This window comes from Citrobacter sp. RHBSTW-00881, assembly GCF_013728515.1.
Taxonomy (GTDB): Bacteria; Pseudomonadota; Gammaproteobacteria; order Enterobacterales; family Enterobacteriaceae; genus Citrobacter; species Citrobacter braakii.
Window position 1 is genome coordinate 1,465,603 of sequence record NZ_CP056269.1, and the last position, 12,389, is coordinate 1,477,991.

Genomic DNA, 12,389 nt, shown 5'->3' on the forward strand with positions numbered 1-12,389 from the left:
GGGAACGACTTATGAAACTAAAGACCACATTGTTCGGCAATGTTTATCAGTTTAAGGATGTTAAAGAGGTGCTGGCAAAAGCCAACGAACTGCGTTCGGGGGATGTGCTGGCAGGGGTAGCTGCAACCAGTTCGCAAGAGCGAGTGGCGGCCAAACAGGTGCTGTCGGAAATGACGGTAGCGGATATCCGCAACAACCCGGTGATTTCCTATGAAGAGGACTGCGTGACGCGTCTGATTCAGGACGACGTCAACGAAACGGCCTATAACCGCATCAAAAACTGGAGTATCAGCGAGCTGCGCGAGTACGTGCTGAGCGATGAAACCTCCGTTGATGACATTGCGTTTACGCGCAAAGGATTAACGTCGGAAGTGGTCGCAGCGGTTGCAAAAATTTGCTCTAACGCGGACCTGATCTACGGCGGTAAGAAAATGCCGGTGATCAAAAAGGCCAATACCACCATTGGTCTGCCGGGCACCTTCAGCTGTCGTTTACAGCCGAACGACACCCGTGATGACGTGCAGAGTATTGCGGCACAAATCTACGAAGGTCTGTCCTTCGGGGCGGGCGATGCGGTCATTGGCGTTAACCCGGTAACCGATGACGTGGAAAACTTAAGCCGCGTACTTGATACCGTGTACGGCGTCATCGACAAATTCAATATCCCGACCCAGGGCTGCGTCCTGGCGCACGTTACTACCCAGATCGAAGCCATTCGTCGCGGCGCGCCGGGCGGGCTGATTTTCCAGAGTATCTGCGGCAGCGAGAAAGGCTTAAAAGAGTTTGGCGTTGAGCTGGCCATGCTGGATGAAGCGCGTGCAGTGGGCGCTGAGTTTAACCGTATCGCCGGGGAAAACTGCCTGTACTTCGAAACCGGACAAGGGTCTGCGCTCTCCGCTGGCGCTAACTTCGGTGCCGATCAGGTGACGATGGAAGCACGTAACTACGGTCTGGCGCGTCACTACGATCCGTTCCTGGTGAACACCGTTGTCGGCTTTATCGGGCCGGAGTATCTCTACAACGACCGTCAGATTATTCGCGCGGGTCTGGAAGATCACTTTATGGGCAAGCTGAGCGGCATCTCAATGGGCTGCGACTGCTGCTATACCAACCATGCTGATGCTGACCAGAACCTCAACGAAAACCTGATGATTCTGCTCGCCACCGCTGGCTGCAACTACATCATGGGCATGCCGCTCGGTGATGACATCATGCTCAACTATCAGACCACCGCCTTCCACGACACCGCGACCGTGCGCCAGCTGCTGAACCTGCGTCCGTCGCCGGAGTTTGAACGCTGGCTGGAAACCATGGGCATTATGGCAAACGGTCGCCTGACCAAACGGGCGGGCGATCCGTCACTGTTCTTCTGATGACGCGGGGATGACACACGATGGATCAAAAACAGATTGAAGAAATTGTACGCAGCGTGATGGCGTCAATGGGTGAGTCGCAGCCGCAGGCTCAAGCGCCGGCAGTACAAGCGCAATGCAGCACCACCCAGTGTGCCGCGCCGACCGGTGAAAGCTGTGCGATGGATTTAGGCTCAGCCGAGGCTAAAGCGTGGATTGGTGTTGAGAATCCGCACCGCGCAGAGGTGTTGACTGAACTGCGTCGCAGCACTGCGGCGCGTGTATGTACCGGTCGAGCCGGTCCACGTCCGCGTACCCAGGCGCTGCTGCGCTTCCTGGCCGACCACTCGCGTTCGAAAGATACGGTATTGAAAGAAGTGCCGGAAGAGTGGGTAAAAGCCCAGGGGCTGCTGGAAGTGCGCTCGGAAATCAGTGACAAAAACCTGTATCTGACGCGTCCGGATCTGGGGCGCCGTCTGAGTGCGGAAGCCATTGAAGCGCTGAAATCACAGTGTGTAATGAACCCGGATGTGCAGGTGATTATCTCTGATGGCCTGTCTACGGACGCTATCACCGCTAACTACGAAGAGATCCTGCCGCCGCTGTTGTCTGGCTTAAAACAGGCCGGATTGAAGGTCGGGACGCCGTTCTTTGTTCGCTATGGTCGCGTGAAAATCGAAGATCAGATCGGCGAACTGCTGGGCGCGAAAGCGGTGATCCTGCTGGTTGGGGAACGTCCGGGCCTGGGCCAGTCGGAAAGCCTTTCTTGCTACGCCGTCTATTCGCCGCGTGTGGCGACGACCGTTGAAGCTGACCGTACCTGTATCTCGAACATTCACCAGGGCGGTACGCCACCGGTTGAAGCGGCGGCGGTCATTGTGGATTTGGCCAAGCGCATGCTGGAGCAAAAAGCATCCGGCATCAATATGACCCGTTAAGGAGGCATCATGCCAGCATTAGATTTGATTAGACCTTCAGTCACCGCAATGCGCGTGATTGCCTCGGTAAATGACGGTTTTGCCCGTGAACTTAAATTACCGCCACATATACGTAGCCTCGGACTCATCACAGCAGATTCTGATGACGTGGCGTATATTGCCGCAGACGAAGCGACAAAACAGGCAATGGTGGAAGTGGTTTATGGCCGCTCGCTGTATGCCGGCGCGGCGCACAGTCCCTCTCCAACTTCGGGTGAAGTGCTGATTATGCTCGGTGGACCCAACCCGGCTGAAGTTCGTGCAGGTCTGGACGCGATGGTAGCCAATATTGAAAGCGGCGCGGCGTTTCAGTGGGCGAATGACGCAGAAGATACCGCCTTCCTGGCGCATGTGGTTTCGCGTACCGGCTCGTATCTCTCGGCGACCGCAGGATGCCGGCTTGGCGATCCGATGGCGTATCTGGTGGCGCCGCCGCTGGAAGCGACATTTGGTATTGATGCTGCGCTGAAATCGGCTGATGTACAACTGGTGACTTACGTTCCGCCGCCGTCAGAAACCAACTATTCGGCTGCGTTTATGACCGGTAGCCAGGCTGCTTGTAAAGCTGCATGTAACGCCTTTGCCGATGCCGTTCTGGATATTGCCCGTAACCCAATCCAGCGCGCGTAAGAGAGGTTGTGATGATCAATGCACTGGGATTACTGGAAGTGGATGGCATGGTCGCTGCCGTGGATGCGGCGGATGCCATGCTGAAAGCCGCGAACGTGCGCCTGCTTAGCCACGAAGTGCTCGATCCTGGCCGGTTGACGCTGGTGGTGGAAGGCGATCTGGCGGCGTGCCGCGCAGCGCTGGATGCCGGTAGCGCCGCTGCTGCGCGTACAGGCCGTGTTATCAGCCGTAAGGAAATCGGCCGACCGGACGATGATACCCAGTGGCTGATCGGCGGTTTTCAGCGCCAGCCGAAGAAACCAGAACAGAAGCCAGAAGTGAAAACAGATGTAAAAACGCAGAGGATGCAGGACGCCCCGTTGACGCCTGAATCCTCTGATCAACTTCTGACGCTGTTGGCATCGGTCCGTCAAGGAATGACGGCAGGGGAAGTGGCTGCCCACTTTGGCTGGTCACTTGATGAAGCCAGAAAGGCGCTGGAACAGCTCTTTTCTGACGGAGCGTTGCGTAAACGCAGTAGTCGCTATCGCTTAAAAAATTAACCTGTCGGAGGGCCGGGGGCTTCGTTGAAGCTTCCGGCTTAAAAGATCATGAAAAAGAACCGTACTGCAAACCTGCACCATCTTTATCATGAAGCATTACCCGAAGACGTTAAACTTACGCCGAAAGTGGAGGTGGACAACGTTCACCAGCGGCGAACAACGGATGTGTATGAGCATGCGCTGACGATTACCGCATGGCAGCAGATCTACGACCAGTTACATCCGGGAAAATTTCATGGCGAGTTCACGGAAATCCTGCTCGATGATATTCAGGTGTTCCGTGAATACACCGGACTGGCGTTGCGTCAGTCGTGTCTTGTCTGGCCGAACTCTTTCTGGTTTGGTATTCCGGCCACGCGCGGCGAACAGGGATTTATTGGCACCCAGTGTCTGGGGAACGCTGAAATTGCCACCCGCCCTGGCGGGACAGAGTTTGAACTGAGTACGCCGGATGATTACACCATTCTGGGTGTCGTCATTTCGGAAGAGGCGATTGCCCGTCAGGCCAACTTCCTGCATAACCCGGAAAGAGTGCTGCATATGCTGCGCAACCAGTCGGCGCTGGAAGTTAAAGAACAACACAAAGCCGCGTTATGGGGCTTTGTGCAGCAGGCGCTGGCGACGTTTAGCGAAAATCCGGAAAACCTCCATCAACCTGCGGTACGCAAAGTGCTGGGCGATAACCTGCTGCTGGCGATGGGCACTATGCTGGAAGAAGCGCAGCCGATTATCACGGCTGAGAGCATCAGCCATCAGAGCTATCGTCGCCTGCTGTCGCGTGCGCGTGAATATGTGCTGGAAAATATGTCAGAACCGCTGACCGTGCTCGATCTGTGTAATCAACTGCACGTCAGCCGTCGGACGTTGCAAAACGCCTTTCACGCGATCCTTGGTATCGGTCCGAATGCCTGGTTAAAACGCATTCGCCTGAACGCCGTACGTCGCGAGCTGATAAGCCCGTGGTCGCAGAGTACGACGGTGAAAGACGCCGCCATGCAGTGGGGATTCTGGCATTTAGGGCAGTTTGCCACCGACTACCAGCAGCTGTTTGCGGAAAAACCTTCATTGACGCTGCATCAGCGCATGCGCCAGTGGGCATGATGCGATGAATGTGCCGGATGTGACGCAAATGCGTTTTATCCGGCCTGGGGGCTGGTATTGTCTGGGGTTACACCCAGTCGCGAACCTGAATAAACGCGCTAAGGGCGGCTTCCGGGCTGTTCGCTTCCGGCTGCCAGTCATACTCCCAGCGCACCAGCGGCGGCATCGACATCAGAATCGATTCCGTACGGCCGCCGGTCTGCAGACCGAATAACGTGCCGCGATCCCACACCAGGTTAAATTCCACATAGCGTCCGCGACGGTAAAGCTGAAAATTGCGTTCACGTTCGCCCCAGCTCATTGCTTTGCGGCGCTCAACGATGGGCAGATACGCTTCGGTATAGCCTTGACCTACCGCCTGCATAAAGGCGAAGCCGTGGTCGAAATCCGGCGTATTCAAATCATCGAAAAACAGCCCGCCAATGCCGCGCTGTTCGTTGCGATGCTTGAGGAAGAAGTAGTCATCGCACCACTTTTTGTAACGGGGATAAACGTCTTCGCCGAACGGCTGGCACAGATCTCGCGCCGTGCGGTGCCAGTGAATCGCATCCTCATCAAAGCCGTAGTAGGGCGTTAAGTCAAAGCCGCCGCCAAACCACCAGACCGGGTCAGTGCCCGGTTTTTCCGCGATAAAAAATCGCACGTTGGCATGACTGGTCGGAATGTAGGGATTCTGCGGATGTACCACCAGCGAGACGCCCATGGCCTCAAAGCTGCGTCCCGCAAGCTCCGGGCGATGGGCGGTAGCCGAGGCCGGCATTGCCTCGCCGTGAACGTGGGAGAAGTTGACGCCCGCTTGCTCGAAAATACCGCCGTTACGCAGCACCCGGCTGCGCCCGCCGCCGCCTGCTTCACGTTGCCAGTTATCCTCAACAAACTCGGCGCCGTCTACGGCGGATAACTGCTGGCAAATATCATCTTGCAGGCTGAGCAGGAACTGTTTTACGCGCTGTGCATCGGGCTTCATGGTTAACGTTTCTTCGAGTGTGCTTTCTGGTTATCAAACCAGTGGAAATAGCTGATGATGCCATTGGCGATAGCGGTGGCGATTTTCTGGCGAAATGCCGCCGTACCCAGCAGACGTTCTTCTTCCGGGTTGGTAATGAACGAGGTTTCGACCAGTACCGACGGAATTGATGGTGATTTTAGCACCACGAAGGCGGCTTGTTCCGTACTGCGGCTGTGAAGACGATGTACCGGCTTGATCTTTTTGAGAATATGCGAGCCTAACGTCAGGCTGTTTTTAATGGTATCCGTTTGCACCAGATCGAACAGCACCTGCTGCAGCAAATGGTCTTTATCGGTGGTCTTCTTCCCGGCCACTTCATCGGCCCGGTTTTCACGATCGGACAGATACTTCGCCATGGCGCTACTGGCACCGCGATTGGACAACGCAAAGACCGACGCACCTGCAGCGCTCGGATTGGTAAAACCATCGGCGTGGATCGACATGAACAGGTCCGCGCCATGCTTATGTGCGATCTCGACGCGATCGTAAAGCGGAATAAATGTATCGCCGGAGCGCGTCAGGCGCGCATCAATCCCCTGGTTGCGTAGAATCGAGCGCACGTTTTTGGCAATCGCCAGTACCACGTGCTTTTCCTTCGACCCATTGCGACCAATTGCGCCGGTATCAATCCCTCCGTGACCCGGATCAAGGACAACAACGCGCTTAGCGCCGGCTTTTTTCGCTTTCGGTTTGCTGTGTCCATTGCTGGTCTTAAGCGCTTCTTCTTTAGCGATGGCTTGTGACATGCCTGACAGCGTTAGGGCGGCCAGCCCGGCTTTCAACACCTGGCGGCGCGATGTGAGTGTTTTTAGTGGTTTAAAAGTGCTCATACGGCCTGAGTTGTAAAAAAAGGTTCTAAACGTTATATCGTATCGCGTTGTCCGTTGCGACGGATCGGGATAAGAATTGTTTTACTTTTCATTTCAATACGTGACAATTCCGTATTATGCCATTTTTTCCGCCGCTTCGCGTCAGATATTGGCTAAATCAGCCGTTCGCGCCATAATCGCTTTTTAACGTCCTGAAAAGGTAACCAATACCATGGAAATACGCGTTTTTCGCCAGGAAGATTTCGAAGAGGTGATCACCCTCTGGGAGCGCTGTGATTTGCTGCGTCCATGGAACGACCCTGAAATGGACATTGAGCGTAAAGTCAATCATGACGTCAGCTTGTTCCTGGTCGCTGAAGTGAATGGCGAGGTGGTCGGTACGGTGATGGGCGGATATGACGGGCATCGCGGCTCGGCCTATTACCTGGGCGTGCATCCTGAGTTTCGCGGTCGCGGCATTGCCAATGCGCTGCTCAACCGGCTGGAGAAAAAGCTCATTGCCCGCGGTTGTCCGAAGATTCAAATCATGGTGCGTGACGATAATGACGTCGTACAGGGTATGTATGAACGTCTGGGCTATGAACATGCGGATGTACTCAATCTGGGCAAGCGTTTGATCGAAGATGAAGAGTACTGAGTTTCATCCGGCCGACTATGACGCTCATGGGCGTCTGCGCCTGCCTTTTCTCTTCTGGTGCGTGCTGCTGCTGCAGGCGCGCACCTGGGTTCTGTTTGTGATTGCCGGTTCTTCCCGTGAGCAGGGCAACGCGCTGCTGAATCTGTTTTATCCCGATCACGACGCTTTCTGGCTGGGTTTGCTTCCCGGCGTTCCTGCGGTATTGGCATTTTTACTCAGCGGGCGACGCTTTGCGTTTCCTGTGTTATGGCGCTGGCTGCGCGGGTTACTGATCCTCGCTCAACTGGTGCTGCTGTGCTGGCAGCCGGTGATGTGGCTGGCAGGCGATCCGGTCAACGGCGTCGGGCTGGCGCTGCTGGTGGCGGATGTCGTTGCGCTGATCTGGCTGTTAACTAATCAACGTCTGCGCGCCTGTTTTTCCCTCGAGAAAGAATAACGGCACTTTTTGGCGAAACCGGACTCCAAGCAACGTTGATAAATAAGGAAGGAAGTGAAATGAAATCACTGCGTTTGACTTTATGCGCGATGCCGCTGCTATTGACCGGGTGTTCAACGTTGTCATCGGTGAACTGGTCTGCCGCCAATCCGTGGAACTGGTTTGGTTCTTCAACGCAGGTCACTGAGCAGGGCGTCGGAGCGTTGACTGGCGCAACCCCGCTGGATGAAAAAACCATTGCTGATGCGCTGGACGGTGATTACCGCCTGCGTAGCGGGATGAAGACCGATAACGGTAATGTGGTGCGCTTTTATGAAGCGATGAAAGATGACAAGCTGGCGATGGTTATCAATGGCAATCAGGGAACGATTAGCCGTATTGATGTAGTCGACAGCGATATTCCCTCTTCTGCGGGTGTCGAAATCGGTACACCGTTTAGCGACCTTTACACTAAAGCCTTTGGTAATTGTCAGAAGGCGACTGGCGATGACAGCGCGGGTGTTGAATGTAAAGCAGAAGGAAGTCAACATATTAGCTACGTCTTTTCCGGTGAGTGGAGCGGGCCTGAGGGCTTAATGCCGTCTGACGATACGTTGAAAGCATGGAAAGTAAGCAAAATTATCTGGCGGCGTTAATTTGCGTCTGAACAAATCGGCTTGTTAAAAAAACAGGTAGAATAGCGCCCATCAATGCCACGATGTCGTGGCATCTTTTTTTTCAGGAGGAACAATGTCTCAGGTTCAGAGTGGCATTTTGCCAGAACATTGCCGTGCGGCGATTTGGATTGAAGCCAATGTTAAAGGCGACGTTGAGGCCCTGCGTGGGGCCAGCAAAACCTTCGCCGATAAGCTGGCGACCTTTGAAGCGAAGTTCCCGGATGCGCATCTGGGCGCGGTTGTTGCTTTTGGCAACAACACCTGGCGTACACTGAGCGGCGGCGTTGGTGCAGAAGAGTTAAAAGACTTTATCCCTTACGGTAAAGGTCTTGCGCCAGCCACCCAGTATGATGTGCTGATTCATATTCTCTCTTTGCGTCATGACGTGAATTTCTCCGTTGCACAGGCGGCAATGGAGGCCTTTGGCGACTGTATTGAAGTCAAAGAAGAGATCCACGGTTTCCGTTGGGTTGAAGAGCGCGATCTCAGCGGCTTTGTTGACGGTACTGAAAACCCGGCAGGCGTTGAAACGCGCCGTGAAGTCGCGGTTATTAAAGATGGCGTGGATGCTGGCGGCAGCTATGTGTTTGTGCAGCGTTGGGAACATAACCTGAAGCAGCTTAACCGCATGAGCATTCATGACCAGGAAATGATGATTGGGCGTACCAAGGAAGCCAATGAAGAGATCGACGGTGATGACCGTCCGGTTACTTCTCACCTGAGCCGCGTCGATCTCAAAGAAGATGGTAAAGGACTGAAAATTGTGCGCCAAAGCCTGCCATACGGCACCGCCAGCGGTACGCACGGCCTCTATTTCTGTGCCTATTGCGCACGTTTGCACAACATCGAGCAGCAACTGCTGAGCATGTTTGGCGACACTGACGGCAAGCGCGACGCGATGCTGCGCTTCACTAAACCGGTGACCGGCGGCTATTATTTCGCGCCATCGCTGGATCGTTTGCTGGCCCTGTAATTTTTTGATGCCAGATGGCGCTGATGCCGCCATCTGGCACAATATAGCTCTCCCTTGAACCACCCAACGTCCGCCATGCTGATGATGCACTCGCGTTGACGCTCACCCTGAAAAATCACCTCCCACGTTCATTATTATTTACCTGCCAGTTTCTCGGTTATGACAACGGTATTAAATGGAATTATTTAGAATTAATAAACTATTAATACCAATTTATTACTTTAAAAATTCTGAATATATCTGAATTAAATCACAATTTAAATGTGAGGAAGATCAAGTTTTTTAATGCAATTTATGAAAACAAAATAAATAATAAGTGTAATTAATTTCGCTATAAATTGATTTAATGCCTTCATTTGTTGACAATTAAAATGACTGTCTTGTAATCTGAAAATGACCGAAAAATAACGGAATTTATATTTAACCATTTTGCAACAAAGGGTCATTGGAGGTTTTATGTCTACAAAATTATGGGGTGGGCGTTTTGATATGCCTACAAATAAACTGGTCGAATCTTATAATGCGACAATTATGCTGGAACAACGTCTCTGCCCTTTTGATATTCAGGGGAGTATTGCTCACGCCACTATGTTGGGCCGTCAGGGGATTATCACGCAGGATGAAGCGAATGCGATTATTGGCGGGTTAAGGCAAGTTAATAAAGAGATTGAGGACGGGCAATTCGTTTTTGATACCGTTGATGAAGATATTCATATGGCGATAGAAAGACGTATGACAGAAATAATTGGTCCTGTTGGCGGGAAGCTACATACTGGCCGCAGTCGTAATGACCAGACGACTGTCGATTCGAAAATGCACATGAGATCGACTATTCGTGAAATTCAGCAGGATATCGTTCATCTACAAAAAGTTATTATCAGCAAAGCTGAAAATAACATTAATGCGATCATGCCTGGCTATACTCATTTACAGACCGGTCAACCTATTCTGCTGTCGCACTGGATAATGGCATATTATTGGATGTTACGCCGTGACTGGACTCGTTTTGCAGACCTTTATCAACGCATGGGGGAATGCCCTTTAGGTTCAGCAGCCCTTGCCGGTACTACTTTCCCCATTGATCGTGATTTCACGGCTAAAGAGCTTGGCTTTGACAAGCCGACTGAAAACAGTATTGATTCTGTCAGCGATCGTGACCATATGGTTGAATTCACTGCTGCCGCTGCTATGTGCTTTATGCATCTTACCCGTTTGTCAGAAGAACTGGTTTTATTCTCAAGTCAGGATTTTAAGTTTATTGAGCTTTCAGATGATTTCTGTACCGGTTCCAGCATCATGCCACAGAAGAAAAACCCCGACGTGGCTGAAAAAATGCGCGGTAAAGGGGGGCGTATGTACGGAAATCTAATGGCGATGTTGACCATTATGAAAGGTATCCCTCTGGCCTATAATACTGATATGAGTGAGGATAAAGAGCAGGTCTATGACTCTATGGATACCTTACAGACCAGTCTGAAAATTATGGCGCCGATGCTCGAAAAAATGGTTATTCTTTCAGATAATACTCGTAGCGCAGCGGCAAGAGGATTTTCAAACGCAACCGATATGGCTGACTACCTGGTTCGTAAAGGCATTCCTTTTAGAGAAGCTCACCATATTGTTGGCAGTGCTGTTAATTACTGTATAAAACATAGAAAAATGTTGGAAGAGCTTACCCTGGATGAATTCCACACATTTGATGATAAAATCGAAAATGATATTTATGAGAGTATATCTCTCGAAGCATGTATTAAATCAAGAATGTCTTATGGTGGCACAGGGACTGATGCTGTTAAAAAACAGATCGAAATTGCTAAATCATATTTAAACTAATCCCGAGCATAGTAATTAATATCTCCCGGATGCAATATCCGGGAGACGCTTTGAGGTGAAAAATGGATGCTTTGTTTTTTATACAATTATTTATTGTACTCGCCTGTATTGGTATAGGTGGGCGTTATGGCGGAATGGGGCTGGGTGCTGGTGGAGGACTTGGTGTTGCAATATTAGTTCTGGGTTTTGGACTAAAACCCTCCGCACCATCTATTACTGCAATGCTAATTATTATTTGTGTGATTGGCGCTGTCAGCGTATTACAGGCCGCTGGTGGGCTTGATTACCTGGTGCGCGTGGCTGAAAAATTACTCCGTAAAAAACCACAGGCAATTACTTTTGTTGCCCCCATATTAACTTCCATATTTACGCTATTCTGTGGGACTACTTACGTTGCTTTCTCTTTGTATCCGGTTGTCGCTGAAGTTGCTGCTGAAGCAAAGGTCCGTCCGGAGCGAGCGTTGTCCGCAACGGTTATTGCGGCCAGTGTCGCGGTTGCTGCCAGTCCGATGAGTGCGGCAACCGCTGGGATGCTGGCTATTCTGCATGAATATGCCGGGATTAGCCTTGGGCAAATACTGACGATTGCTCTCCCATCATTCTTTATGGCAGCTATTGTTACCAGCCTTTCAGTTTATAAACGCGGAAAAGAGCTGGAGGATGATCCGGAATTCCAGAGGAGAGTTGCTGCTGGCGAATATGAGTTCATGCATACTGAGCAGAAAAAAGAATTTGTTGCTTCAGCTGGCGCTAAAAAAGGTGTCGTTATCTTTGCGATTGGTGTGGTACTGGTACTTATTTTAGGTTCTTTTACTGAGTTACTCCCTTCCTGGGATGGAAAAAGACTGTCAACCCCAATGGTTATTCAGATGGTCATGTTGACAGCCGCTTTGTTTATTATGATTGTCAGTAAAGTACCAAGTAGTACCTTGAATAGCGGCTCAGTCTTCCGTGCAGGTTTGATGGGAGTGGTAGCAATACTCGGTGTTTCATGGATGACAGCGACGTTTTTTGATGCCTATCAGCCAGAACTGATTAAGGTTTTTGGTGGCATTGTCAATGATGCACCAATGCTATTTGGTGTGGTTGTATTCTTGTTCTCGCTGGTCATTATGAGCCCGGCGGCGACGGTAGCTGCCATCATGCCACTCGGTGTTACTTTAGGTATTCCCGCCCCGTTTCTTATCGCTATTTTTGCTTGTACCTGTGGTGACTTTATTATACCTGGAGCAAATCAAATCGGCTGTGTTGCATTTGATCGAACAGGTACCACAAAGATTGGACGCTTTGTTGTCAACCATAGCTATATTCGTCCGGGCTTTGTGATGGTTATCTCTCAGGTAATTTTTGCTTATCTCATTGCTCAGGTTGTTCTGTAAAGTACATTCTATGGAAAATTGCAGTGGCGCTATT

Annotated in this window: 13 protein-coding genes; 11 read left to right on the forward strand and 2 right to left on the reverse strand. The window is 51.5% G+C overall.

The window, feature by feature from the left end:
* The first annotated feature begins 11 nt into the window (after positions 1-11).
* The 5 genes from eutB to eutR are packed head-to-tail and all read left to right on the forward strand — an operon-like array spanning position 12 to position 4,602.
* Entirely contained in the window at positions 12-1,373 is a 1,362-nt protein-coding gene (gene eutB, locus HV311_RS06920; RefSeq protein ID WP_003038029.1) for an ethanolamine ammonia-lyase subunit alpha, read from the forward strand.
* A gap of 20 nt (positions 1,374-1,393) precedes the next feature.
* Complete coding sequence (gene eutC / locus HV311_RS06925) at positions 1,394-2,290, forward strand: ethanolamine ammonia-lyase subunit EutC (RefSeq protein WP_016153947.1); 897 nt, start codon at positions 1,394-1,396, stop codon at positions 2,288-2,290.
* Positions 2,291-2,299: 9 nt separating this feature from the next.
* The gene (gene eutL, locus HV311_RS06930) at positions 2,300-2,959 is read left to right on the forward strand and encodes an ethanolamine utilization microcompartment protein EutL (protein ID WP_016153946.1); all 660 of its coding nucleotides are present in this window, start codon (positions 2,300-2,302) and stop codon (positions 2,957-2,959) included.
* A gap of 11 nt (positions 2,960-2,970) precedes the next feature.
* Positions 2,971-3,501, forward strand: a complete 531-nt coding sequence (gene eutK / locus HV311_RS06935) for an ethanolamine utilization microcompartment protein EutK (RefSeq protein ID WP_191220896.1) — start codon at positions 2,971-2,973, stop codon at positions 3,499-3,501.
* A gap of 48 nt (positions 3,502-3,549) precedes the next feature.
* On the forward strand, positions 3,550-4,602 hold the full coding sequence (gene eutR, locus HV311_RS06940; RefSeq protein ID WP_019077354.1) for an HTH-type transcriptional regulator EutR: 1,053 nt from the start codon (positions 3,550-3,552) through the stop codon (positions 4,600-4,602).
* 67 nt (positions 4,603-4,669) lie between these two features.
* Here eutR and hemF read toward each other — a convergent pair whose 3' ends face one another.
* On the reverse strand, positions 4,670-5,569 hold the full coding sequence (hemF, locus tag HV311_RS06945) for an oxygen-dependent coproporphyrinogen oxidase (RefSeq protein WP_191220897.1): 900 nt from the start codon (positions 5,567-5,569) through the stop codon (positions 4,670-4,672).
* A 2-nt stretch (positions 5,570-5,571) separates the two neighbouring features.
* Entirely contained in the window at positions 5,572-6,441 is an 870-nt protein-coding gene (gene amiA / locus HV311_RS06950; RefSeq protein WP_016153942.1) for an N-acetylmuramoyl-L-alanine amidase AmiA, read from the reverse strand.
* 211 nt (positions 6,442-6,652) lie between these two features.
* Here amiA and HV311_RS06955 point away from each other — a divergent pair, with 211 nt between their 5' ends.
* From HV311_RS06955 to HV311_RS06980, 6 genes are all read left to right on the forward strand, one after another.
* The gene (locus HV311_RS06955) at positions 6,653-7,078 is read left to right on the forward strand and encodes a GNAT family acetyltransferase (protein ID WP_003038048.1); all 426 of its coding nucleotides are present in this window, start codon (positions 6,653-6,655) and stop codon (positions 7,076-7,078) included.
* Positions 7,065-7,514 carry a DUF2919 domain-containing protein gene (locus tag HV311_RS06960; RefSeq protein ID WP_191220898.1) on the forward strand — a complete coding sequence of 150 codons (450 nt, stop codon included), beginning with the start codon at positions 7,065-7,067 and terminating at the stop codon, positions 7,512-7,514. The genes HV311_RS06955 and HV311_RS06960 overlap by 14 nt, the downstream gene beginning before the upstream one ends.
* Before the next feature lie 59 nt (positions 7,515-7,573).
* Complete coding sequence (locus HV311_RS06965; RefSeq protein ID WP_016153940.1) at positions 7,574-8,149, forward strand: RpoE-regulated lipoprotein; 576 nt, start codon at positions 7,574-7,576, stop codon at positions 8,147-8,149.
* Between the two features lie 94 nt (positions 8,150-8,243).
* Positions 8,244-9,143: a porphyrinogen peroxidase gene (yfeX, locus tag HV311_RS06970; RefSeq protein WP_016153939.1), complete on the forward strand. Its 900-nt coding sequence runs from the start codon at positions 8,244-8,246 to the stop codon at positions 9,141-9,143.
* Positions 9,144-9,599: 456 nt separating this feature from the next.
* A complete protein-coding gene (argH, locus tag HV311_RS06975; protein WP_047416385.1) occupies positions 9,600-10,976 on the forward strand; it encodes an argininosuccinate lyase in 1,377 nt (458 codons plus the stop codon).
* Between the two features lie 62 nt (positions 10,977-11,038).
* Positions 11,039-12,355, forward strand: coding sequence for an anaerobic C4-dicarboxylate transporter family protein (locus HV311_RS06980; protein WP_191220899.1), 1,317 nt, complete (start codon positions 11,039-11,041; stop codon positions 12,353-12,355).
* Positions 12,356-12,389: the final 34 nt, after the last annotated feature.